This window comes from Providencia sp. PROV040 (assembly GCF_032706145.1).
Lineage (GTDB): Bacteria > Pseudomonadota > Gammaproteobacteria > Enterobacterales > Enterobacteriaceae > Providencia > Providencia hangzhouensis.
Genome location: NZ_CP120530.1, coordinates 1,751,340 through 1,773,109, shown reverse-complemented (window position 1 = coordinate 1,773,109; position 21,770 = coordinate 1,751,340). Strand labels below are relative to the sequence as shown.

General features: G+C 42.4%; 31 protein-coding genes. 2 read left to right on the top strand and 29 right to left on the bottom strand.

What is annotated here, in order from left to right; all coding sequences use genetic code 11:
* Positions 1-18: 18 nt before the first annotated feature.
* Genes P3L40_RS08130 through terL form a run of 14 tightly spaced genes read right to left on the bottom strand, consistent with a single transcriptional unit; the run spans position 19 to position 11,135 of the window.
* A complete protein-coding gene (locus tag P3L40_RS08130) occupies positions 19-477 on the bottom strand; it encodes a hypothetical protein (RefSeq protein WP_109911397.1) in 459 nt (152 codons plus the stop codon).
* Between the two features lie 50 nt (positions 478-527).
* Positions 528-980 (bottom strand): phage tail fiber protein, encoded by a 453-nt coding sequence (locus P3L40_RS08125; RefSeq protein WP_068445366.1) that lies wholly within the window; start codon positions 978-980, stop codon positions 528-530.
* 9 nt (positions 981-989) lie between these two features.
* A complete protein-coding gene (locus P3L40_RS08120) occupies positions 990-2,477 on the bottom strand; it encodes a DUF3383 domain-containing protein (RefSeq protein ID WP_110592059.1) in 1,488 nt (495 codons plus the stop codon).
* Positions 2,478-2,486: 9 nt separating this feature from the next.
* On the bottom strand, positions 2,487-3,002 hold the full coding sequence (locus P3L40_RS08115; protein ID WP_110592060.1) for a phage gateway protein: 516 nt from the start codon (positions 3,000-3,002) through the stop codon (positions 2,487-2,489).
* Complete coding sequence (locus tag P3L40_RS08110) at positions 2,992-3,360, bottom strand: phage collar protein (RefSeq protein ID WP_110592061.1); 369 nt, start codon at positions 3,358-3,360, stop codon at positions 2,992-2,994. The genes P3L40_RS08115 and P3L40_RS08110 overlap by 11 nt, the downstream gene beginning before the upstream one ends.
* Positions 3,360-3,818, bottom strand: a complete 459-nt coding sequence (locus P3L40_RS08105) for a hypothetical protein (RefSeq protein ID WP_110592062.1) — start codon at positions 3,816-3,818, stop codon at positions 3,360-3,362. The genes P3L40_RS08110 and P3L40_RS08105 overlap by 1 nt, the downstream gene beginning before the upstream one ends.
* The gene (locus P3L40_RS08100) at positions 3,818-4,249 is read right to left on the bottom strand and encodes a DUF4054 domain-containing protein (protein WP_110592606.1); all 432 of its coding nucleotides are present in this window, start codon (positions 4,247-4,249) and stop codon (positions 3,818-3,820) included. The genes P3L40_RS08105 and P3L40_RS08100 overlap by 1 nt, the downstream gene beginning before the upstream one ends.
* A gap of 2 nt (positions 4,250-4,251) precedes the next feature.
* A complete protein-coding gene (locus tag P3L40_RS08095; RefSeq protein ID WP_105881054.1) occupies positions 4,252-4,593 on the bottom strand; it encodes a hypothetical protein in 342 nt (113 codons plus the stop codon).
* Between the two features lie 54 nt (positions 4,594-4,647).
* Positions 4,648-5,715 (bottom strand): major capsid family protein, encoded by a 1,068-nt coding sequence (locus P3L40_RS08090; RefSeq protein WP_042844781.1) that lies wholly within the window; start codon positions 5,713-5,715, stop codon positions 4,648-4,650.
* The gene (locus tag P3L40_RS08085) at positions 5,715-6,212 is read right to left on the bottom strand and encodes a phage minor capsid protein (protein ID WP_110592063.1); all 498 of its coding nucleotides are present in this window, start codon (positions 6,210-6,212) and stop codon (positions 5,715-5,717) included. Before P3L40_RS08085 ends, P3L40_RS08090 begins: the two co-directional genes overlap by 1 nt.
* Positions 6,212-7,468, bottom strand: a complete 1,257-nt coding sequence (locus P3L40_RS08080) for a DUF2213 domain-containing protein (protein ID WP_110592064.1) — start codon at positions 7,466-7,468, stop codon at positions 6,212-6,214. Before P3L40_RS08080 ends, P3L40_RS08085 begins: the two co-directional genes overlap by 1 nt.
* Positions 7,465-8,193, bottom strand: a complete 729-nt coding sequence (locus P3L40_RS08075) for a phage minor head protein (protein ID WP_110592065.1) — start codon at positions 8,191-8,193, stop codon at positions 7,465-7,467. The genes P3L40_RS08080 and P3L40_RS08075 overlap by 4 nt, the downstream gene beginning before the upstream one ends.
* 37 nt (positions 8,194-8,230) lie before the next feature.
* Complete coding sequence (locus P3L40_RS08070) at positions 8,231-9,733, bottom strand: DUF1073 domain-containing protein (protein WP_164565084.1); 1,503 nt, start codon at positions 9,731-9,733, stop codon at positions 8,231-8,233.
* 4 nt (positions 9,734-9,737) lie between these two features.
* Positions 9,738-11,135, bottom strand: coding sequence for a phage terminase large subunit (gene terL / locus P3L40_RS08065; RefSeq protein ID WP_210852305.1), 1,398 nt, complete (start codon positions 11,133-11,135; stop codon positions 9,738-9,740).
* A 92-nt stretch (positions 11,136-11,227) separates the two neighbouring features.
* Between terL and P3L40_RS08060 the strand changes: the two genes are divergently transcribed.
* Positions 11,228-11,932: a hypothetical protein gene (locus tag P3L40_RS08060; RefSeq protein ID WP_110732060.1), complete on the top strand. Its 705-nt coding sequence runs from the start codon at positions 11,228-11,230 to the stop codon at positions 11,930-11,932.
* Between the two features lies 1 nt (position 11,933).
* Here P3L40_RS08060 and P3L40_RS08055 read toward each other — a convergent pair whose 3' ends face one another.
* From P3L40_RS08055 to P3L40_RS08045, 3 genes are all read right to left on the bottom strand, one after another.
* Complete coding sequence (locus tag P3L40_RS08055; RefSeq protein WP_210852303.1) at positions 11,934-12,953, bottom strand: terminase small subunit; 1,020 nt, start codon at positions 12,951-12,953, stop codon at positions 11,934-11,936.
* 81 nt (positions 12,954-13,034) lie between these two features.
* Positions 13,035-13,307: a hypothetical protein gene (locus P3L40_RS08050; RefSeq protein WP_110592070.1), complete on the bottom strand. Its 273-nt coding sequence runs from the start codon at positions 13,305-13,307 to the stop codon at positions 13,035-13,037.
* A gap of 404 nt (positions 13,308-13,711) precedes the next feature.
* Positions 13,712-13,954: a hypothetical protein gene (locus P3L40_RS08045; protein WP_048607740.1), complete on the bottom strand. Its 243-nt coding sequence runs from the start codon at positions 13,952-13,954 to the stop codon at positions 13,712-13,714.
* A 401-nt stretch (positions 13,955-14,355) separates the two neighbouring features.
* Between P3L40_RS08045 and P3L40_RS08040 the strand changes: the two genes are divergently transcribed.
* Complete coding sequence (locus P3L40_RS08040; protein ID WP_048607741.1) at positions 14,356-14,487, top strand: entericidin A/B family lipoprotein; 132 nt, start codon at positions 14,356-14,358, stop codon at positions 14,485-14,487.
* Positions 14,488-14,758: 271 nt separating this feature from the next.
* Here the strand turns inward: P3L40_RS08040 and P3L40_RS25130 are convergent, their stop codons facing one another.
* From P3L40_RS25130 to P3L40_RS07985, 12 genes are all read right to left on the bottom strand, one after another.
* Positions 14,759-14,962, bottom strand: a complete 204-nt coding sequence (locus tag P3L40_RS25130) for a crAss001_48 related protein (protein WP_405029962.1) — start codon at positions 14,960-14,962, stop codon at positions 14,759-14,761.
* 591 nt (positions 14,963-15,553) lie between these two features.
* Positions 15,554-16,003: a lysis protein gene (locus tag P3L40_RS08035; RefSeq protein ID WP_210852299.1), complete on the bottom strand. Its 450-nt coding sequence runs from the start codon at positions 16,001-16,003 to the stop codon at positions 15,554-15,556.
* A gap of 20 nt (positions 16,004-16,023) precedes the next feature.
* A complete protein-coding gene (locus P3L40_RS08030; protein WP_210852297.1) occupies positions 16,024-16,197 on the bottom strand; it encodes a hypothetical protein in 174 nt (57 codons plus the stop codon).
* On the bottom strand, positions 16,179-16,649 hold the full coding sequence (locus tag P3L40_RS08025; protein ID WP_210852295.1) for a lysozyme: 471 nt from the start codon (positions 16,647-16,649) through the stop codon (positions 16,179-16,181). Before P3L40_RS08025 ends, P3L40_RS08030 begins: the two co-directional genes overlap by 19 nt.
* Positions 16,649-16,918, bottom strand: coding sequence for an HP1 family phage holin (locus P3L40_RS08020; RefSeq protein ID WP_004912034.1), 270 nt, complete (start codon positions 16,916-16,918; stop codon positions 16,649-16,651). Before P3L40_RS08020 ends, P3L40_RS08025 begins: the two co-directional genes overlap by 1 nt.
* A gap of 38 nt (positions 16,919-16,956) precedes the next feature.
* Positions 16,957-18,006, bottom strand: coding sequence for a DNA-methyltransferase (locus tag P3L40_RS08015; RefSeq protein ID WP_210852293.1), 1,050 nt, complete (start codon positions 18,004-18,006; stop codon positions 16,957-16,959).
* A gap of 143 nt (positions 18,007-18,149) precedes the next feature.
* A complete protein-coding gene (locus P3L40_RS08010; RefSeq protein WP_004912042.1) occupies positions 18,150-18,344 on the bottom strand; it encodes a hypothetical protein in 195 nt (64 codons plus the stop codon).
* A 164-nt stretch (positions 18,345-18,508) separates the two neighbouring features.
* Positions 18,509-19,039: an antiterminator Q family protein gene (locus P3L40_RS08005; RefSeq protein WP_131680999.1), complete on the bottom strand. Its 531-nt coding sequence runs from the start codon at positions 19,037-19,039 to the stop codon at positions 18,509-18,511.
* Positions 19,027-19,341, bottom strand: coding sequence for a Ref family recombination enhancement nuclease (locus P3L40_RS08000; protein ID WP_210852291.1), 315 nt, complete (start codon positions 19,339-19,341; stop codon positions 19,027-19,029). Before P3L40_RS08000 ends, P3L40_RS08005 begins: the two co-directional genes overlap by 13 nt.
* Before the next feature lie 11 nt (positions 19,342-19,352).
* On the bottom strand, positions 19,353-19,946 hold the full coding sequence (locus P3L40_RS07995) for a DUF1367 family protein (RefSeq protein WP_210852289.1): 594 nt from the start codon (positions 19,944-19,946) through the stop codon (positions 19,353-19,355).
* Between the two features lie 70 nt (positions 19,947-20,016).
* Entirely contained in the window at positions 20,017-21,120 is a 1,104-nt protein-coding gene (locus P3L40_RS07990; RefSeq protein WP_210852287.1) for a helix-turn-helix domain-containing protein, read from the bottom strand.
* Complete coding sequence (locus P3L40_RS07985; protein ID WP_198633282.1) at positions 21,107-21,736, bottom strand: hypothetical protein; 630 nt, start codon at positions 21,734-21,736, stop codon at positions 21,107-21,109. The genes P3L40_RS07990 and P3L40_RS07985 overlap by 14 nt, the downstream gene beginning before the upstream one ends.
* Between the last annotated feature and the right edge of the window lie 34 nt (positions 21,737-21,770).

Sequence of the window (21,770 nt, the reverse complement as noted above, 5' to 3'; positions counted from 1 at the left end):
CCATTGCTTCTTCTAAATCTATTGAGGTTTTGAGTTCGGTGAAGGTGGCGAGGCGTTCGCTGACGATGACGGCAAAGAACCCATCAGCGTTTTTATAATCGACGGGAGTGAACCGCTTACCTTGCTGAGCAGGAAGTGGAGGAAACCTTGGCTCCCGTCGTTGCCGAAAAAACTGGTGTTATATTTCAACATTTCCAACTCTAAGCGGATCAACGATTCGCCATCAGGCACATGGTTATCAATAAGTGTTTGTGTTTTAAGGGGGATTTCTTCACCGTCGATAGTGACACACACATAGGCCATCATTTTGAGCATGGCCTCTTTGCTGACCTCATAGTCACCAATTTTGGGGGCGTTAGATAACGGGTATTTGGCTAGGATTTCACGCCCGACTGTGGCGGGTAGGCGACTAATAATGAATAGTTTTTCAACACCATCAACGTCTTTGATAGCGACTTCTTTAGGTTTAATCATCATGGTAAACACCAATAAAAAAGGCGGGAAACCCCGCCAGAAATTGAAATAAATTAACGGATACGCGTACTGTCGAAATCCTGAAACACAAAGGTATAGGCTTTAGATTTCAAACGCCCCGCAGAGGCGGCTGAGTTGCCACGACTACCATTGGTGATTTTGCCATTGCGCGCCGTGACCGTTGAGCCATCGCCATAAGACGCAACAAAAGTAATAATATCCCCTGCGTGTCGGCGCCCTTTTTTCGCGGTATTTGCCTCGAGCAAAATAGACAAGTTTTGATCTTCTTCGCTACCGGCCAATACGTTAATCGTGACGGTTTGTGGTGTTGGTGTAGACCAACTCACCAAGTTACCGTTAATATCCATACCCGTTTGTGCAATATCGACAGCCGGTAAATCCAGTGGATCAGCATCGTCAGCAAAAGCGGTAATTAAAATCCCAGTGGGAAAGGTTTTGCTGGCTTGAATGGTAAAACTCAAGCCGGTTGCAGATACATCATGCATGTTCTACTCCTAGACTAAATTATGTGAGCCTTCGACTTTGCGAACCCAATCGCCTTTGCCGTAAATCAGCACGTATTTCATGACATACTCAGGCAAGTCACTTTCACCCGTATTTTCAACAATCTGCGCGTTATACCAATAGCCTTTATCCTGTACGTCATACCACGCAAGGTCATCACCCGACGCATCAGCAATCGCAAGCTTTTGTGCGTCACTCAGCGTTTTACCGGCTAAAATCGTGCCGTTATTAATGGCTTTAGTGACCGCACCCGCTATCACCATTAACGCACGTGCTTCACCGTCTTTATTGGCAGGAACGCCCCGTGTCGCCAATAACACACTGAACCATTGCTGAGCAATATAGGCTTTTAACCATTGCTCATTGGCGTGAACACTCATATCCAGTGGATTAGACGCACCACCGCACAAGAAGCCCCGCTGATAGAAACGAATTTGTGAGCCAGCTACCGCAGTTTCACCGTAATAGTTCACGCGCAGCTTATCGAAGCGGTCAGCGACTTTATCCGTGGTCACTTGCGCAGGGAACGTCACACCTAACTGGCGAAACATGTAGTTTGTTGTGGCATTAGTGCGGTCATAATCAGTCGCCGCCATAACAGCCATGGGTAAGGTTTGAATAAAATAGTTAGTATCCGTTTTGAGATTTAACCCCACCGAAGCCGTTCCCATCAACGCTGCGCTAAAATCTTCAACCTGCTTTTCACTCACGCTAATATGCAACTGGTATTTGACGTTCTCCCCGGAAACATACTGCGCCAATGGCACCGCTTGCTCTAACGGCAGTTCGTCCAAAAATGTCGCGCTCCCGAATGAATCGGAAACCTGCTCTGCTACCATAAAGGCTTCCAGAGGCGTTTGTGCGGGGTTACCTTCAGATACCGTACCGGAAGACAGCCCCATGGCGTTCGCCAGCACTGAATATTCAACACTAATGGATGCACGTTCTTGCACACCGCCACTCAGCTCAAAGGCACTATCGAGTGAATTAAACGTCAAATAGCTACTGGAAAATTGTGGTTCTCTTTCTGCATTGAGTTTTGCTTGAATGGTGGACGCAATATCCGCATAGGATTTCGCTTCCGACAAATCAATGTCTTTGTAGCTTTTGGTGACAGTACCAATCGTGACCGAAAGCGTTCCATCCGCAATGATTTTTAAATCCGCTAATGCGGCGGCTTTTGTCCCAAATAGCGTAGGCGCTCGCCCCACAGGCTCATAAGAAGCAATTTGTAACTCCTTCGGCTTACTCACCGGTGCAGGGCTAACATAGCTAAAATATTGTCGTGCAAAGTGGGCTTCGGGAGAATCAACACCCAGCAAATCATCTATTTGACCACTGGCGAACTCTAAAACTTTACCTGCAGGTATTTTGGGGTTAGTGGAAAATAAGCGACCGGTTAATTTACGCATCGGAACAGCAGACGCGCCAATAACCGCCGATGCGATATCAACGTATCGAGTTTGTTTAATTGGCATAATAAAACCTTATATGCGGTGGATATCAGGATAGAGCGCGCTTATGGCAGCTGTATCAGGGAAAAGAGAGCGTTTAAACGTCACATTAAAATCAAACGAGGGGTTTTGTTCGTAGTCGCCATGATCATTCACAAAATAAGGCTGGCGAACTGATGTTGCCCGTTGTACACCAATACCTTGCTTTCTCAGTGTGGTCACAAAAGGCAGTGAATTGACAACCATTCGGGTAATGGCGGCAATATCATTGGCCGTATACGAACCTAATTGGGTAATGAATGCCTGAACTTGGTACGTTTTTTCCGATAATTGGTTTTCTTGGTGATTGGCATTATTACCTTGGACATTGTAATTGCGACCTTGCCAACCATGCCCACTTTCATTGATAGCAAAGAACATCACCATATTATCTTCACGGCCTTGCTTGGTGGATTGAAAACCGGCTTTCACGGGGATATCAATACCCACTTCGGTCAGCTGCCGTAATAACTGTTTGCGAATGGCAATATCAACATCATTATCCGTCATAGGCCCCTACCTCGATGCAAATCACCGATTTCCAGCCGTCCTGCTCGTACCAATCCGCATCCCCCATCACATCGTATTTCTTGCCATTAAAAACAAGATAATCCGGTGAAGTACCGCGCTGAATACCTTTGATATCATGGGGAGTATAAAAGCGGCGATAAACTTGGTTTGAATCAAAGCCCATTGATTGAGCATCTTGAGTATCAACCGCTTGCCAACTGCCCCGAATATCCACTGGCTCATGATATTGGTTTTGGTCATGGCCTCGCTCATCGGGCTCACGGTTTTTAAAGCGAAACCACAGGGCTGTTTGCTGAGGAATATAGCGAGAAGCGATACGGTGTAAATTTCCAAACATTACTTATCCTCCACGGCAAAATTGACGGCTTGTAACATCTGACCTGTATCCACTAAGGGCTTATCGGTAGATTTCCCTTTGCTGTGACGTCTTGCTCTGGCCTTTACCGTTGAATCATCCAAGGCTGGTGTGGTTACCGCTTTTATGGCCAGTTTCACATCCCCAGCCGCTTTTGCACCGACTTGGGTTAGCCCATCAGTAACGGAAATATTGCCAACGGTCGCCGCTTTGGCCACACGGAAAATTAACTGGCCATACTCTGCTTTTTTATCGCTCATCGTTGGGCGAAAAAACGAACGGGGAGGAATGCCACCAGCGGGGTATCCCAATTCTTGAATCGCCGCAATATAGGCAATGGGCGTGCCATCGGGATATTTGGAGTGTTCAAAGAAACCCACTTTCAATTGTTTCTTGGCTAACTCATCGTAAACCGCTTTTAACTGGGTTAATTTCGTCATTAACGTAACCGCCCCCCGCGCGTAAATCGCCCACCTACACCGCGAAAGGCTGAACGTTCACCTGCACCACCAATATATTGCGGCACACTACAGCGCTTTATCAGTGCTAAAAACTGTTGGCCGTAGGTCGTCATTTTGAACCAGTGTGACCAATCAGAACCCGCAGGGGGCGCAGAGAATGACACGCTGACTTTATCGATGGTCACACTAGTCACAACACCGGTTGGGGATTCATCATCCGCAATCCACTTTCGCAGTGATAGCATATGAGCAACAACCAGCATCCACAGTTCGTTAGTGCAAACACCGCGACAAGGCGAAAAATAGTTCAGGGCAGATTGAGCAATAGTATAAATGTCATCATCACTCACACCATTAAACGATGGATAGAGCACACGAAATGACATTAGGGGAAATGTGCTCGCCTCCATCATTATTTACCCTTTTTGTTGGTTTTCGGGACTGCTTGTTTTTCTGCTTCCAAAGATTCCACGGTATCTGGCGCTGACTTATCGCTAGCCTCCATATTAGTGGCCACTTTTTCAGGATCTTCTTTGCGGTTTTCAACGCTGATAAACCCGTTTTCTTTATGCAGTTGAAATACATGGTTATCTTTAAGTTGAGCGTATTGTTCGTCACTGATTTCCGTGACACGCCCACGCGGGGTATACATGTGCTTGGTCATGATATTGGCTTGACCCGCAATAAACACTTTGCCATCCGTAACCGAGTAGTTTTGGTCATTCGATAGCGTGCAATAGACATAGAGAGACATGGCTTTCTCCGATAAAAAAGCCCTCATTTGAGGGCGTAAAAAAAAGTGGTCAGGTTAGATGCCTGTGAGACGGGTGATAGCCCAAGGTCGGGTAACAAAGACACCCGCTGTCGCATTGGTCGCATCCTCTAAATACCCTTTGATTTGCGCTTGTGAGCCCAACAATTGGTATTTAACGGGTACCACTTGTAAGATGGTCGCGCTGGTTGCGGTTGAGCCATCATCGATGGTATCTGCGAACATATACGCCACATCCGCACCACCATTTGCCCCGACAAATTCAGGCGAGAACACAAAGCGCAGGTTTGGATAGTTCTCTTTTACCCATTGATACACCGTTTCACCACGCGCCACAGGATTAGCAACATTGAGCGTTGAACGGTAGCCCAGCGGTAACGTCAATGTGATCGCGATATCGTCTTTGATAATCCCACCTGAACTCATTTCAATGCGCGAGAACATATCGGTAATATCTTGGGTGATATCGGCAAACGTGCCGCCCTTCCATTTTTTCGATGCGGTTTCATAAGCCGGTAGATTCGGTTCATTCATCAAGCCAAATACACGTGTTTCAGGGCTATTAAACCCATAGTAACCAATCCGCTCACGTCCTTGCTCTAAAGATTCAGTCGCTGAATTACGTTTTTCCGCAGCGGCTTCAAACCCAGCTGCAGACTGGCGCGCTTCCTCTAACTTACCGACTTGAAAACCTTGTTCAAAACGCACGATACCGCGACGTTCTTGGTCTTGAATGTAAGATGCTAACGGCACGTTGGTATGATCGCCGTAGAGCTCGGCTTTACCGGTTGGTGTTGCCACGTTCAGAATGATTTCCTCATCGTGCCATTCACCCGCATTCAATACACCGGTGATTTCATCCAACACACGAACACGGGTTGCGGTGCGAATGAGACCAGGAAGAACGTGTTGCAACATTTCACGCTGAATCAACCCACCTTGCATGGCTGCGCCCGTGATCGCGGAGTCCATCGATGCCAAACCACCAAAACCAATTTGCTCAAGTTCGCGATACGTCCACTGTTGGTTAGGTTGGATATTAAGTTGACCATGCTTGCGAATATCGCGGCCAGACATATAAAACTTTTGCTTGCTAACTGGCATTATTCACCTTCCTTTACTGCCGCTGGATATGGGATTTCGGTTAAGCGAATAACGCTCAAATGCGGTGCGTCAGTTGATGAAAGATGACGACTGACAAAGCCAATCACGCGCTCACCTGTACCTACCGTACCTTTAGCCGATAACGAACCGTCCGTTTCGCTGAATACGACGGGATCATTGATTTTGCCTTCGTCATCGCTTAGTTCGACATACACCTCACCCATCGTTAAAAACTCACCTTGGGTGCCATTGCGTGCATAGTTCACTTCAATACGATACGCTTTCGGGTTAATCATGATCCCCGCAAATGCGCCCTTGCCACCCACTTGCACAGACTCCACAGAATCATCTTTGTAGGTGTAAGCCCGACCGAAGATATTTTGCTTTTCATCCGCTGAGCTGAGAATGGCGGCAACGGCACGAATAGGCCCTGCATGGCTGATTTCACCCACTACGCCAGACGTTAAGCCATGCGACACTGATTTAGGAATTGCCATTATTTCGCTCCCCATTTATCCATAATTGATTGATTACTCACCGCAGAATCCATCGTCACTGTGGCTTTCTGTGAATCAGGCACACGCCCTTGCATCCACGCATCGAGTGCAATGGCTTCATTGCCCTTACCGCATTGAATACCGAGCTTATCAACGCCATACTCGGCCACTTGTTGCTTGGTCATGGCGGCATGGTCAAATACGCCAAGGAATGGGGTCAGCTTATGCGCTAATGAATCACGCTCACCGATTTGCTTTAACAGCTCTCCAGTGTCCATGGTTGGCTTTGATGCTTCTAACCGCTTAATTTTGCGCTTTAAAGATGCAATCTCGTCCATCGTACCGATGCCATTTTTCAAGCGTTTGATGCGACGATTTAAGCTATCCGTTGTTGCTTGGTCGAGATGCTCCTTGGCTTCTTCAATCGCTTCGACAGCTGTCTCAATCGCCACCTCGGCAGCTTCTACGGCTTCAGGTGTACCGGTTGTGGCTTCTTCTGCTGCAACTTCGGCGGCTGTCACGGCTTCTTCCGCTTTTTGCTCTTCTTCGGGATTAGCATCAGTGGATTTCTTTTCTTCTTTCGGCTCTTCATCGGTTGAAGGCTTAGTTTGTGCAATCACCTCTGCAATAATGCTTTTCAGCGCAGTGACTTGCTCCGCTGTAAACGCACCTTCATCAGTGGTTTGCTTCTCTTTGTTTTCTTCTTCGTTCATGCGAATAAGTTCCTTTGTGTCGATAGTGATAACGAGGTGATCTTGCACAGCGACGTCAGGGCCGGTTCGCCCTTCATCCACTAATGCGAGGTGATTGCCACGTAGGTGACGTTGAATAACGTCATAGTGTTGGCCTTCATAAATGCCAGAGGTGAATTCATATTTACTGCGATAACCTGGTGAAAGGTCGATTTTGCCACTGTCGATATTGCTAAGCGCCACATCTGAAAAGATTTTGATATTGGCTCTAAGATACGGTGGATCAAAATAGACATTCTCACCAATCACCCCTTGAATGCCTTTTTTCTCCGCTGGGGTCGCGTGCTTGCCTAACATTTCATGTTCAATGATGAATGGAGTGAGTTTGAAAGAGTTAATTGTCGCTTCGCTGGCCAGTTCTTCCGGAGGGCGCAATACGCGATAGATTTTATCGGGTATTGGCGCACCAATTTCAGCCCCCAAATAATCAAAAACCCCAACTTTAGAGATGGGGTTGTCTGTCACTTCGAGCCAGCCGTTATTGTCATAGGTTCGTTTTGTCATGTCTCCTCGCCACTTTCTTCCCCACTAAAATCGATTACAGGCGTCCAAAAACATTTGCAGTTAGGTAATTGACCCGGCAATCCACGTTCACCCGTTTTGGGCTCAATAATCGGTGGGTTGTCTAAATCAAACACTTCACCATCCAGCTGTAGATGCCATTCTCTAGGTTCAGCGCTTCCACCAGAGTGATGCCAAATAGCCTTACGAATTCCCGCTGATTTCATGCGCTCATAGTTTGCCGCAGTCGTGATTTTTCGCGTTTGGTCAACGGCGATAAAATTCGCTCGGCTTTCTGTGACGCTGCCAGTGTGCCTGATTTCATCTAATAAGGTTTTCGCACCCTCACCCCCTTGTGAGATAGAGCGCAGAGCGACACTTTCGATACGTTGATGAAATTGAGTAGGGATGGATTTAATCAGGGAAACATTTTCAGCCGTGGCGGCAATCATTCGGTCTTTTAACGCGTCCGGCATGACAGCGGTTTTGATGGTAATACCGCCAGAGAGCTGTTTAAGAGAATCATCTAAATTACGCTGCGCGCCGATATCGACTTGGGAAACAAACTTATCGGCCATGGCGCTAGACTGCGTACTAAAGATTTTATCCCACTTGCGTTTTAACCGGTTGAGCCAAATTCGCGTTTGACTCGCAATGCTGGCATCCATCGTGGAGCCGTAAAAATCATCATTCAATTCACTAAATACGTTTTCATAGTCTTTAATCATCGAACTGATTAACCGTGACATGTCACGTTGATAACGGCTAGATGGCGCTGCTGAATACTGCAGGGGTTTGCCCTTCAATACCGCTTGGCGGGAGGTTGCCCATTTCGCCTTTTTCGTTCGGACTCGTATTCGTCTCGACATAGTCACTCTCGTTTACATCAATGCCGTAATAGCTCGACTCTTTATCTGCAGCCAATTTTTTACGGATATCCAACCCATCAATTGCCCCCGTAGCCGCTAGAGCCGCATCCGTCTGAGCAGATTTCAACTCAATATCAGCACTCTCTGCGGCCGTTGGGCTATCAAGTGGCGCCCACGTAACCGATATTTCAGTCAGCGGTAGTTCTTCGCTGCGCATCAACATGTCGTAATGGCGCTGCAAAAGTTCTTCTAAGTCGTTTGATTGGACGCTTTCCAGTTCTTCACGGTAGTTCGACTCTTCATATTCACCGGTGGCATTAAATCCCTTTGGTGTGGTACCGAGTAACTTAGTCGCGGGTACGTTTGCCGCCGCTGCGACTAGCTGGTATTGCGTCATAATGGTGGCATCTAAATCCGCTAACGAGGTATCAAACTGTTGTGCAACATCCTCTTTCCCCATCACCTGCACACCGTAGTTATCGCGCATCTCCATAAAATAAAGCATGTTTTCCTGAATGGTGTTCTTATCTGCACCTTCAGGGTCTGCCATACCGATAGTCAATAACCGTTTGGTCATTGCCAGCTGCGGCGCTTCATTGGCTGTTCGTTCCGATGCATAGACACGCTCATAGATGCGCTCTGGTACCGAGACACCAAAGTAGTTATACAGCGGCTTAAGTACATTAGGCACGGGGAATGGCACAAATTTAATAAAGTGCGATTTATGGTATTTGCGACCCGCAATCACATAATAGGTTGGGTCGTAGAAATCCATGCTGGCTGGGTCTTGGATATTGGAATCGGTTAAATCAGGCGTTACCCATTGTGGGTCAATTTGCTTGATCCCCTTGTACATTCCTTTGGACACACCATCGAGATTAAACGGATTTTCATACCACTCTTTCGGGTTTGAGGTTTCCACCACAAACAACGCTAATCGACCACCATACACTCGCCCAAAGTGAATAAGTTCTTTCAAATGATGCTGTATGCGGTACTTTTTATCGCGCTTGCGTAGCTTCTTGCTGATAGCACTGTCATCGTCATTATCGCAATCAATATCATACCCTTGGCGAATAGCATCACGAGCAGGCATATTACAGGCCTTATCCACCAGCCAATGTTTCGCAATGATGGCGCACATGTTGTTACCAATAAACATTTGTGAGGCATACCAAGCCGCTTGCGATTCAGGCACACCATAAACTTGTTCGCCTTTGAATGAAGGAACGGAAGTATCAATACTGTCCATCCCCACACCGTTAATCATCGGCTGCGGTAGAACTAACCCGTTAAATCCCTTCTCTTTTGCTAATGCAGGATACAAATCTGTGGTAAACGCTGACCGCTTCGGCGGTGCAATCTGTTCTGCAATTTTTCGCCTTTTAAACGGCCACATAGAATTACCTCTTGGTTGTAAAGAAACCGCCTTTTTTCTTCTGGTATAAATCACGTAATGCCTGCGTCATTGCATCCACCGTATCGTCATGGCCAGCAAATGGGAACGTGGTAATTTCCTCCACGGTTTCCACTATCCACGGCGCAATGTCTTTGTGTGGTAGCCACACATTGCCCGCCTCCCATTCCGCGGTGCAGGCATGAGCACGTGCGATTTTGCTACCATCGGGCTCAACAGGAATTAAGCCTGATACCGATGATTTAAGAGAGTCGATAACTGCTGGGCCATTGGCTTTGTCTTCCACCAGCTTACGGCGCCCTTCTGGGAATTTTTCCGCAAGTAGCTTCACGGCATCCTTCGTTTGAGTAAAACTCATGCGTTTTCTAATTTGATAGAGCAAATAGGCATTGGCGTCTTTCTTACCCCAAACCTGCCCCACTACATAGTCGGTACCGTCGCTGTCTTTAAAGGTCATATCCCAACTATGAATAACCTTATCGAATTTATCTGGTAGGTCTTTAGGTAAATAATAGCGGACAAACTCTTCATGGAAGATTTGACCGTCGCCCGGCTTCGGTGATTGTTGATACATGGCAGACCAAAAATAATCACCCAGTATTGCTTTGGTTTCCAACAGCTTATCAATGGGATGAAGTTCAGGTACCAACGCTTCTCCTTGCTCATTAATAGCAGGGAATGCGAGTACCTTGGTTTCAGGGGCTTTTTCTTTTAATTGACCAGATAAATCATCGGTCGCCCACCGCGTGGCCATGATGATTTCACCGCTATTTTTTGATAAGCGGGTCTTAAAGGTCGAAACGTACCAGTTCCAAATCGACTTTTTAACCGTCGGACTAAGTGCTTCTTTCGAGTTCTTTATCGGGTCATCAATAATACCGAGGTCAACTTTCTTACCCGTTAATGGACCACCCACACCCGCACACACATAGCTGCCTTTGTGATTGGCAATGCCGAACTCGTCAGAGTTACGCTTAACGGAGATACCATTCTCAGGCTTGTTGCCTAACCAGCTCTTAGGAAATAGCACACGATATTCAGCCGACATCATGATCCGCTGAACATCGGTATTCATATCACCAGCTAAATCAGAGGAATACGATAACGCCCCAACCCGCATGTTCGGGTATTTTCCAAAGAAATAAGCGGGAAGATAGCGGGAAACAATATCAGACTTACCATGCTGTGGCGGTGCGCCTAATATCAACTTAGGGCGCTTTCCGTCCATCATATCAACCAAGAACTGGTCGAGCGCATCACACACCGTTTGAGAGAAATGGCTTGTGATGTATTCAGGATTTATATACTGAATAAATTCATGCAAACTACGGCGCGCTATCTCCCTTTCGATCTCTTCATCAAATAAGCTGAAATCGATGTTCATGGTTGTACCTAAAATATAGAAATCAACATTAGATAAATTTAACTTTTCATATAATATACATAATTAAATTTAATCCCTATCAAGGAAATATCATGACTGTAGAAACAAAGGTAAAAATAGAAAAAAAATCAATAAAAATAAATAGTCCTTCAGAATCCTCTCCCCCTCCGGGACGAAGAAATAAAAAAAAACACAAGAAGCATTGGAAAATTACTGAACTTATTAAAAAATTATACCATAAACGTGATATTCTAATCTGGATTACCTCTATTTCACTTACTGTTGGATCAATGTTTTATAATGGCATTTTAGGTGCAATATCAACGATTATTAGCATTATTTTAATTATTTCAACTTATAGTACAAAACAAAGAATCCCAAAAGCTTTGAGTTCTCTGTTACTTTTAATTAATTTGCTCATAACAGTTACTCCCACAATAATGACAAATTATAAAGCAGCTGAATTATTTCAAAAAGAAAATACTCATGTAATAGAAACCATTGCATTTGTTAATACCCTTCCAACTAATGAGTTCACAGTAACTGACACAGTGAGATATAATTACCTAATTCATAACTTACCTAATATTTGTGCAAGTGAAGTCTATATAAAAAATCATGACCTTTCTAGATCCATTATAGATACGCTCACTGCAACAAAAAGCAATGAATATTCTATATACTTAAATCTTAAGAAAAAAAATAATAATAAATATAATTGTTTAAGAGGATTCGAGGAGTTAAGAGATATTATGCCTACAGGTAAATTAGCTGAGTATGAAAAAATCCCCAAATAACTCAACTCGTTAATTTAGCCCTTAACTTTATTAATTGTTCAAAACTAAGGTGGCTCAAATCTATCCCTGTTGATTGAATGGGCCCACCATCAGCACCAGTTATCTCAGTCTTGTTCTTAACCATCCCTAAATGCTGCGCAACCATTTTAAGCGCATCATCTTGGTTACGAGTGATCACCTCGACACCAAACTTCCCCTCTTTCACACCAGCAAATAAACGACGAGCTGCGCCAGTTAAATCACGTGTATCGTGAAAATGCGCACGACCAATGCCGGCGCCATTACATCGAGGGCAATCAGGGTTAGGGTCTAATGTATCATCGTAACCGTAGCCACCCACATCTTGCGGAGGTGGTTTACTTGCTGCCATGGCTTTTTTCACAGCATCGTCATATTCGACCACATCACGCCACTGATAATTGAAACCAAAGCCCCAGCAGTGACGACAACACAATCGACGATATTCAGTCAGCTCGTTAACGTCTGCAGTCGCAATATCCCACCACATTTTTAATACGGCATCTTGGGTTATTTGCGTTCTGCGTTCCCTATCTGCCAACGCGTCTATAATTGCTCGATTGACCTTAGCATTTCTGTACATCCTACTGGCGCCAACATAAGCAGTATTACCTTCACCATTTCCACCTGCTCGCTTATACGCTGCCGTCCTGTTTAAATCGATAAGATACTCATTGACGAAACGAAATTGTAGGTCTGTAAGCTTGTAGTTGCGCAGGTTAAACGTGTTTTCATCATTGTGCGCATTATCTTGTTCACTACCCTGCGCAGTTGATATATCACTATCGTGTATTGCCTCTTTTGCGCATTCTTTTTCGTGCGCAGTGCGCAATTTTTTGTGCGCAGTTTTTTGCGCAGATTGCGCAGCTGGCTTTTTTATATATCGCCTTGCTGTTGCGTAATTAAGTCCCTGGTCTTCACACCACTCTTTAGGGGATATTCCTGATTTAGCATGGTCAGACAGGAACTGTTTTTGTAGCTCGCTCCAATCCGGCTTAGCCATAATATTTTCCTCATAACAAATTAAAAAACTCACCGTAGTGAGCTTTGTGATTTGCAATAAAATCCCGTTCTAAGCGAGGTGTTATCTAAACAAAAAATATAGGACCGGTATCAATAGTACAACAGAGCATACCCTGTACCAGATTATCTTTGTTACTATTTTTTTCTTTATCTTCCTTGCCTGCACATCATCGCTAGACTCTTTAATTTCGTTTTTGTGAGATTCTAATACTTCCCCTTTTACTTGCTCACTTTTTTCTAGCATCTTATGACTTCCTATTGCCATCTTTATAACTACAAACAATATAATTATTGGTATCGCAAGAAGAGCCATAACATCGAACCATGAAATCATTAGTTACCCCCTTTTTGAGAGATACTAACACTAGCTAAATATAATGAATAACGCATATTTGACTTATGTATAAGAAAGGAGATATTCATCAAAGCTCTAATCTGACCATCTGCTTGAGATTACTACCTTTTTCAGATTGTGGTCATTCACGATTAACGTATAGTGACGTCACATTCATAAACTATTATTCTCTACTTCGCCCCGATATCTGGGGCATTTTTATTTTTCCCTCACAAAATAACGTTATGTGTGGAACTGTTGCTGTAGCGTCCCCCAATCCGGTTTAGCCATCGTGTTTATCTCCTTAGCCGATTAGAAAGTCTACTTGTAGGAATAAACTTTCTGATTAGCTATTTCCCTCAAATAAAAAAACCCGCTCTAGGCGGGTTATTGCGAATTCTTTTTTATTTTGTTTCTGGAGTAGCATCTCTCATTGATTTAGGAATTTCTTTTTCACCATATTCTTCAGCTATGGAAATTATTTCCTTATATGGACGAGCATACGGACCAACTACAACTATAATGTTTTTCCTTTCTGCCTCTTCAGGCGTTAACTTCATAGCTTCGACCGTCATTATCAAAGCTACTTTCAAAGCCGCACCTGTCCATGGTAAATATTTAATTTCGTCCCCTTCACTACCTGCCATAGCAGCCTCCCTAAACACTACCCACTTACTAAATTCTACCCTACAAAAAAGACTGATGCCTTGCCTAACCAGTTTGGTATGGCTATTGATGTTAATAACAAGAGAAAACCAACTACTAAGTATTGGAAAACATAAAGCATACGGATAAATAGTTCTTTTAATATCATAGAGTGTACCCTTTATTGCTAATGTGATTAATTACCAAAAAAAGTATTAACACCTAAAATATAGCAGCTCATTTTCATTTGTCAGGTATATCTAACCATACCAACCCCATACAGATATCATGCATTAATACTAATATTACAGCTCTATACTGATAAAAATGGTAATCAAATTGTTCTGCTATAATTAAAAGTGATCTTTTGTAACTTATAACTTCACACTAAAAGGAAGAAAATATGTTGAAAAAAATCAGTTTCCTCATCTGCTCATTAGCGGTTGCTTTCACATTAACTGCCTGCAACACCACTAAAGGTGTTGGTGAAGACATAGAGGCTGGAGGAGAGGCAATACAAAGAGCAGCCCAGTAAAAAGCCTACTCTCTTACCTAACAAACTAGAGGATAAGTTTATTTTGTCCTTCTAGTGTTTTCTTAAGCTTTTAACGAGGCTCATATTCGTATTTTCTTTTCCGTATTTGCTTACACTTAGTTCATATGAAAACTTTTTAAACCATCTATGCTGATAGTGTGTTCAAACTATTGCTTTATTTTATTTTGCCCCTGAACAGGGGCTTTTCTTTGTTGTTACTTTGTATTTTTCCCTTATAAAAAACTAGTATGAGGCTGGCTATTATTTATTATTATTTTCTATCATTTACTATATCTACTCTCATTTTTAATATTGATGATAGCGTCTTCATTGAATAAAGTTGCGACTCAAATAATCCTTTTTCACTGTCTGGTAGTTTATTAAACGCTCTACTACGTATAAATTTGACTAAATATCTAATTCTTACATCTAAGAGTGCTGAATCATTTAGTAATTGTTGACTTCTGTTTTTCATACTACTTTCGTATAACCAATTACACTAATTATGAGTACTTAAAGAGTAGATATGAATCCAGATATTTCAAATTATTAATGACTGATCATACCAAATTAAAGGCTAATGAGAGACTTATTCAATATCTGGCTACTAAAAAGCCCCCAAATGGAGGCTCATTGTTCACTTAATCGACTATCAATTTAAAATACTTAGAAATAATTTTGCATACTTTGAAATACCGACTATATTTAAAGAGATATTCAATTGTATAAAGCAACATCTTTTAGCCTACTGCTGTGTAGGCTTTTTTTTGATTTCATCGCCTGTCGTTGTTGTTCAATTTTCCGCATTGATTTCTTGTTAAGAATATATTTTACTATTTGATAAGAATTCCATCACAAAGAGAGCTGTATCAATATATATGTATACTTACCCCATTGCGCTCTTACTCATATCTATCCCTATCCTTATCTGCATCCTATTCATTATTAGTAAAGATAAAAAACAACCAGATATAACGACTCTTTTTTTAAAGTTTTCCATCTACTTATTAAGCGCCCTTACCTTCATAAGTTTAATTTTTTTTGCAAGAGCATTTACCGATTGGTATTAACGTAAACACTCCGTTCTAATATAATCTTGTAAGCCAAGTATTATTTTCTCTGACTCTGCAATTCGCTCTCTGAGTAACCAATAATTTCGGATAGCGGAGTCAGTAGGTCGGGCGGTGGCTGCATCATCCATGCCGGAGGTGGTAGCGCCTTCGGCTTTTTTACAGCTGGCTTTGATATACACCCGCTCAGGATTACGCTCAGCAGCAATACGCAACTGGTCAATTTCACTCTTCGCATTGGCTAATTCCTGAGTATATTTTGTATCGAGTTTATGAAGCGCTTGAACACGCTCTTGGTAATCTTCATTAATTTTGACTTGCTCCGTGAGCTCAACGAGCAGCTCGGCATTCTTGGTGTTTAATTCACCTATCCTCTCGTGTTGTTTCCACATTCCCCAAATGGCCATCCATGCAGCGACAAATAATAATGCTCTGACTGTATTCATGGTAGTTACCACCTAGAAGATTAAAAATTAACTTGCCGACCTTTATAGTGGTCGATAGCTTTCTGGCAGCGCTTTTCTAAACTGGCTTTATCAATGCCGCATGTATTGTCAGTTAGTCTGTAGGCACCAAATACAATTATTGATATCGCTAACAGCATAAAGAGAATTACAGCCACTATAGGTTTCCATGACATACAGCTGCCTCCGCTTCTCGACGGTTTACAAGCCCACGCCATACTTTCTTTTTAATATAAACCCATTTTTTTAATTCTTCACAAGCACCGTATTGATCACCCGCATTGAGTTTTTTAAGCATTGTTGATCTTGCAAATGCATTAGTTCCAACATTAAAAGCAAATGAATATAGAGCTGCTTTTGTATAATCATTGATAGGAACTTTCACTAATCTATCAACCTGCATTTTTGTTAATTCGAAATCTAATTCTAATATCTCATCGCATTCTTCTTTTGTGTAAGTCTTGTTGGGAACAATATCTATTCCCGTATGCCCATAGCAGACCGTTAAAACCCCGCCCACGTCTTCATACGGTTCATATCTTACACCTTCAAAATGCGCAATCACCGTTAAAGCGATGGCCGAAGCCCCTGCGCCAATTAGCACAGTTAGTTTTTGTTTGAGTGACATTAGATATCCTTAGGTGCTTTCGCCATAAGTTCGGCGGCTTTTCGTGCGGTAGCTGATGGGTTTTGTGGATCAGTCTTGTTAACCAGATCTTCAAATAAACGAGTTCGCTTTCGCTGCTCTCGTCTGTTCATGAAAAAAGTCGCTAGGCCTAGGATGATGCTAAATGCCATCCCAATAATGAAGCCCCATTCATAAAGCGATAAGCTTGCAAAGAATGCTGTGAGCCCAGCACTACCGTAGGCTGCGTTGCTATATTTATCCATACGCATAAATTCACCCCCTACGGAGTGCCCGAGTTAATTGAAAATTAGAAACTGGAGGTTTTACTTATCTCCGCTTTGGTTTGCTCAAATCTGTCGGCTTCTAGTTCAACACCTATAACTCGACGATTAAGTTTTAATGCTGCTTTTATTGTTGCACCTGAGCCCATAAAGAAATCGGCTACAACATCACCTTCACGGCTACTACTATTGATAATGTGTTCCATCATCGCTGAAGGTTTTTCGCAAGGGTGTTTGCCCGGGTAATATTGCACAGACGGATATGTCCACACATCTGTATAAGGAACATCAACAGTAACCGAGAAAGGACGGCGTAACAGTTGATACTGCTCAGCAAGCTCTCTATATTCGCGGTTAAGTGTTACTTGTGTTTCTGTTAAATCTGAATGACTTCGATTTAACGGGTTTTCACTGTGTTTTTCACTTGCTACACGGTGAAATAATTCTTGTAGCTTTTGGTAATCAGACTCATTAGGTAATTGCCAGTGGCTGTAGCTGAACCAATGAGACGCCATTTGCTTACCTGTTGCTTGCTTTATTTCTTTTGCTGTTATCCCTAACGATTCACGCGACTGCTTGAAATACTCAATCAAAGGCTTGAGCACATTTTCTTTTAGCTGCTTACATTGCTGTAAATAATCACTACTTTTACCTTTGTATGGGCTTTGATAATGTTCAGCGAAAAGAATTCTTTCAGTACTTGGAAAGAAACTGCGTAAGTCAGCTTTACATGCTCTACGCCATGGCCCTGACGGTTTTGCCCAGATGATATGATTCAGGACGTTAAAGCGTTCTCTCAATAACAACTCAGTATCTGCTGCAAGTTTTGAACCGCAGAACATATATAAGCTGCCATTGGGCTTCAGAACGCGCCAAAACTCCGCAAGCATTTCATCAAGCCATAATAGATAAGACGTGACATTTTCCCACTGATTATCCCAACTGCACGGCTTTACTTGAAAGTATGGCGGGTCAGTTGCGATTAAATCGATACAGTTGTCTGGAAGTGTTTTTATGTAGCTGAGTGAGTCATCATTAACTAAATTTACACTGTTTAAATTCACAGTATTTTTCATAGATCAGGGAAACCTTTTTTGATAAGCTTCACCATGCTTTGTGCACATAAGCGGTGGGCTTTAGTTTGTCCGTGATCTCGCGGAACGGGCGAATGACTGTAAGAGTGCTACCAACACTTTTACAGTCGCCCATTTTCACAGATTTAGATATTTTGATATGTTTTTTCTTTGACGTTTTCTTTGATAAGTCCAGCCATTGAAAGCTGTGTCAGTATTAACTGACAACAAGAATTTGTTAGTTCAGTAAATTGAGAAACTTCACCGACTGTCGCAGGTTCACCTGTAACCGCATTTAAAACAAGCTTTGCCTCTTCTGTCATACTATTATGTTTTAACATGATATTTCATACCTTTGGTCGTTTATTGGTCGTGAATACACATGTAACTCTGAACAAAGGTGACAGCAAGCTTTACTTGTTTTAGAAAGCAAAAAACCCAGCGCATTGGCTGGGTTAGTTGGTGACGTTACTAAAATGGCAACTTACCTTAAAATAGTGGCTCATTAGTTCAAAGAAGTCAACACGTTTTTGCTATTTCGCTTCAATATTGCCTCTTTTTCTCTATTTTTAAATGCATCCACCAGCGGTTGGTACAATAAATATTCAGCTGCCTTTAATATTTCCTCCACCTCTCGTCGACAAGTAGACATTGAAGGTTTTCTCTCCCTTAGCATTCCATTTCTACGTGCCATAATTCTTGGTTCACTATTTTCATGATAGAGACGCGCTATTGCTCTGTCTGATGCACAATAAGCATACCGACTAAGTAACATATCAAATGCCTTAACATCTATACGGTAAATACTGTCAACCACTCGCTGAATAAGCAAACCATCATCATCACTGCATGTGGGCCTGTCAGGATAATCACGCCTTTCTACCCTTTCCATGAATTGAGCGATCATACTGGTTTGACGTTTATCAATTCGACCACTGTGAACCCATGTACCAAATCGAGTTAACCAATTTTGTAACCATGCCTCACGCTCTTTGTCTAATACCAGCCCATCAGAAATACTTTTTATACTCGACATGCGCGCAGCTCCATGACTTCTCTTTTGGTTTGTTCTAATAACTCGATTTCGGTACCGTGAATTTTTTGCCACGTTTTGGGGGCCGCATGAAAGCCAGTATCGTAGCTAGGCCTGTGATGAGGTGGACATAACGGCAATACATCTCTATGACTAGCTCTCTGTGCCATTCCCTGCCCCGTTCTTACATGATGGATTTCCGCGGGAGTTGCCCCATATCCCATATTACGGCAGCAAATGCAGCCAAGTGTGGCTACATCTGATAGCCATTGTTTATCTTCTTTTGTCTTTGATTTTTTGGTCATTGGTCTTGCCTCTAGGTAAAATCTAATAACTGAGCCGCCGCATTTTCAGCAGCTTCTTGGGTGGGAAATTTACGGAATAGAATGAAGTTCCAAAGCACATCGAGGGTTGATTTGTAGAGTTCGCCAAAGGCTAATTCATCCATTTTGGCAAAGCTAATTGATTTAGCGACGCGGCGTAGACTACCGTCTGGCATATCAAAGGTTTCATAATGGCCAGATTGCTCTACCACCCAATAGCGGAAAGCATCAAAAGATTTTGTCGCTGAAATATTGTGAGCACGTTTCTGTGCTATATCGTCTAGATAAACATCAGCAGCAGATTGGAGAGCATCGTCGTTATCGGTGTAGTAAGCGAGGAATTTAACGTAACCACGAACCAATTCTTTTTCTTCAGGCGAAATTGTGCCGCCGGTTGGTTCCCAGTATTCATACCCTAGATTGAGTAGTGCGAAATATTTTCGGTGGAAACGTGGGTTACGGGCTTTCTTGAAATCAGCCGAAAGCACATCACCACACTTGATTTTTGAATGCAAAAAATCCCTTGCCGCGGGATTAGCCGGTACAAGAGTGTCGTTAGACATTTTGATAAAGCTATGCTGTGCCATACGTTTCTCTCAGTAGACACAGCAAGTGTTAAGATTGGGTGTTCAGACCAATGATAGGATTATATATGAATTAACCAACAGAATAAATGAAAGAAGCTTTATCGCTGATTGGTTTATTGACACCAAATAACTCGCGTACTAATTCTCTTGTAATACCTGTCTTAACTAGAATGTTATTCCATGATAAATCATCTAGCATTTCAATACTTCTAGTCAGTAAAGTTGGTTCTTCTACTGGAATTAAATGATCTCCGGGCTCAACAGCGGTGTAACCTTTTGTATTAAGATACATATACCCTTGTCTAGCCTGATCTTTCGTAATTAAACCTAACGCTGAAGCTCTGTAAATTATCATTCTCAAACTTACTCTCCAGCGTAATTTAAAATCACCTAAAGCACTCCAATCCAAGTAACGTCCCCTCATTCGAGGGAATTCTTTCATAAAAGATACTCTAGGAACCATAAAGGCGCTAGAAAACTGATTAGCCTGACTTTCAGTTAAATTATCACCAGTAATAATCCCTTCATGCAAAACTATATGACCTAATTCATGCCCTATATCAGATCTAAATCTACATACTGAACTTTTAGCATCATTACGAATTATTATGGGCCTTTTACTATTTACAGTAAAAGCATCAACCCTATCATCAACATCAGTCACATGAGTAATGATAATACCTAAGTTTTCGACGAATTTAACCATCGATGTTATTGGGCCTAGCCCTATCCCCCAATAACGGCGGCAATTCTCAGCTATTCTTTCAATATCATCCAAGGTATTCATTGGACGATCTGAAATATCAGGGATATTTAATTCAGGATACTCAATTTCATCTTCTAGAGAAGAAATCAAAGAACTTAAAATTTCAGCCCTTGCTAATATGCTGTTAGTTAAAGTTTTAGTTCTAGATTTTTTACTTCTAAAATGGCACTGTTCATCCTCTATTGGATAACTTCGTTCAGTAAATAGAAAATCCGGTTGTATATTCAAATACCGAGCTATTTCATCAGCAAGTTCTTCTGATGGCTTAAAACCTTTTTCTAGTTTACTAATGTATTGTTTACTTTTACCTAAAGCTGTCGCTAATTCTTCACACGACAGCCCCCTCGCCATCCTAGCAAGTCTCAGTTTGTCCCCTCTATAGCCTGATTTGAAATCAAACAGTTCCATCTTTTTTCACAGTTTCATCTGGTGCGTTGCGGCGTTTTAAAGGTACATCATTAATATCGGCAGCTTCTGGTAGTGAATCAGAACTATCAGTTAAAGGTACAGATACTGTTTCATGGTATCTAACTTCACTCATCTTAACGCCATATTGGTTTATACCAACTAATGCAACATCCCATTGCGGATACTCATCCGTATCTTCAATGTAGTATGGTTCTGCTAGTACTCTCCAAATAACATCTATTTCTGGTTCACTTGAGCCAAATAATGACATTTGTTCAAATTCAGCATGATTTCTAACTAAACGATGTTTCTTTTTAGGGGCACTAATACAATCTTTAGAGAATTGAATAGGAACCTCATTGATAGCCAAAACAAAATCGAGCTGTTTAGATATCATTTTTAAACCGGGTATAGTTCCCTGTTCTGCTGCTAAACACAAGTAATTTCTGACCCAATCATAAGCCCGAACTCCTGTTGACCAATTACTATCCAAATAATGCTCATGCTGAGGAATTTCAATCAATACTCCAGCAATTGATCTGAGTAATGCCATTACTGATTTTTTATCTAGCTCTTGCTGTAAATCCCAGCATGGCATTAAATTTTTCTCTTCCATTCTTTATATCCTATTGGTGAAATGCATTGCTATA

Coding starts and splice junctions, on each gene's coding strand:
- P3L40_RS08105 (WP_110592062.1), bottom strand. CDS start 3,818: ATGACGAAATTAACCCAGTTAAAAGCGGTTTACGATGAGTTAGCCAAG.
- P3L40_RS08045 (WP_048607740.1), bottom strand. CDS start 13,954: ATGGCAGGTAGTGAAGGGGACGAAATTAAATATTTACCATGGACAGGT.
- P3L40_RS08020 (WP_004912034.1), bottom strand. CDS start 16,918: ATGCGTATGGATAAATATAGCAACGCAGCCTACGGTAGTGCTGGGCTC.
- P3L40_RS08110 (WP_110592061.1), bottom strand. CDS start 3,360: ATGTTTGGAAATTTACACCGTATCGCTTCTCGCTATATTCCTCAGCAA.
- P3L40_RS08125 (WP_068445366.1), bottom strand. CDS start 980: ATGCATGATGTATCTGCAACCGGCTTGAGTTTTACCATTCAAGCCAGC.
- P3L40_RS08130 (WP_109911397.1), bottom strand. CDS start 477: ATGATGATTAAACCTAAAGAAGTCGCTATCAAAGACGTTGATGGTGTT.
- P3L40_RS08050 (WP_110592070.1), bottom strand. CDS start 13,307: ATGATTTCATGGTTCGATGTTATGGCTCTTCTTGCGATACCAATAATT.
- P3L40_RS07985 (WP_198633282.1), bottom strand. CDS start 21,736: ATGGAAGAGAAAAATTTAATGCCATGCTGGGATTTACAGCAAGAGCTA.
- P3L40_RS08080 (WP_110592064.1), bottom strand. CDS start 7,468: ATGACAAAACGAACCTATGACAATAACGGCTGGCTCGAAGTGACAGAC.
- P3L40_RS07990 (WP_210852287.1), bottom strand. CDS start 21,120: ATGGAACTGTTTGATTTCAAATCAGGCTATAGAGGGGACAAACTGAGA.
- P3L40_RS08055 (WP_210852303.1), bottom strand. CDS start 12,953: ATGGCTAAGCCGGATTGGAGCGAGCTACAAAAACAGTTCCTGTCTGAC.
- P3L40_RS08070 (WP_164565084.1), bottom strand. CDS start 9,733: ATGTGGCCGTTTAAAAGGCGAAAAATTGCAGAACAGATTGCACCGCCG.
- P3L40_RS07995 (WP_210852289.1), bottom strand. CDS start 19,946: ATGGCACAGCATAGCTTTATCAAAATGTCTAACGACACTCTTGTACCG.
- P3L40_RS08010 (WP_004912042.1), bottom strand. CDS start 18,344: ATGTTAAAACATAATAGTATGACAGAAGAGGCAAAGCTTGTTTTAAAT.
- P3L40_RS08000 (WP_210852291.1), bottom strand. CDS start 19,341: ATGACCAAAAAATCAAAGACAAAAGAAGATAAACAATGGCTATCAGAT.
- terL (WP_210852305.1), bottom strand. CDS start 11,135: ATGAACATCGATTTCAGCTTATTTGATGAAGAGATCGAAAGGGAGATA.
- P3L40_RS08035 (WP_210852299.1), bottom strand. CDS start 16,003: ATGAATACAGTCAGAGCATTATTATTTGTCGCTGCATGGATGGCCATT.
- P3L40_RS08085 (WP_110592063.1), bottom strand. CDS start 6,212: ATGGCAATTCCTAAATCAGTGTCGCATGGCTTAACGTCTGGCGTAGTG.
- P3L40_RS08095 (WP_105881054.1), bottom strand. CDS start 4,593: ATGTCTCTCTATGTCTATTGCACGCTATCGAATGACCAAAACTACTCG.
- P3L40_RS25130 (WP_405029962.1), bottom strand. CDS start 14,962: ATGAAAAACAGAAGTCAACAATTACTAAATGATTCAGCACTCTTAGAT.
- P3L40_RS08115 (WP_110592060.1), bottom strand. CDS start 3,002: ATGACGGATAATGATGTTGATATTGCCATTCGCAAACAGTTATTACGG.
- P3L40_RS08040 (WP_048607741.1), top strand. CDS start 14,356: ATGTTGAAAAAAATCAGTTTCCTCATCTGCTCATTAGCGGTTGCTTTC.
- P3L40_RS08120 (WP_110592059.1), bottom strand. CDS start 2,477: ATGCCAATTAAACAAACTCGATACGTTGATATCGCATCGGCGGTTATT.
- P3L40_RS08025 (WP_210852295.1), bottom strand. CDS start 16,649: ATGTCACTCAAACAAAAACTAACTGTGCTAATTGGCGCAGGGGCTTCG.
- P3L40_RS08030 (WP_210852297.1), bottom strand. CDS start 16,197: ATGTCATGGAAACCTATAGTGGCTGTAATTCTCTTTATGCTGTTAGCG.
- P3L40_RS08090 (WP_042844781.1), bottom strand. CDS start 5,715: ATGCCAGTTAGCAAGCAAAAGTTTTATATGTCTGGCCGCGATATTCGC.
- P3L40_RS08015 (WP_210852293.1), bottom strand. CDS start 18,006: ATGAAAAATACTGTGAATTTAAACAGTGTAAATTTAGTTAATGATGAC.
- P3L40_RS08005 (WP_131680999.1), bottom strand. CDS start 19,039: ATGTCGAGTATAAAAAGTATTTCTGATGGGCTGGTATTAGACAAAGAG.
- P3L40_RS08075 (WP_110592065.1), bottom strand. CDS start 8,193: ATGATTAAAGACTATGAAAACGTATTTAGTGAATTGAATGATGATTTT.
- P3L40_RS08060 (WP_110732060.1), top strand. CDS start 11,228: ATGACTGTAGAAACAAAGGTAAAAATAGAAAAAAAATCAATAAAAATA.
- P3L40_RS08100 (WP_110592606.1), bottom strand. CDS start 4,249: ATGGAGGCGAGCACATTTCCCCTAATGTCATTTCGTGTGCTCTATCCA.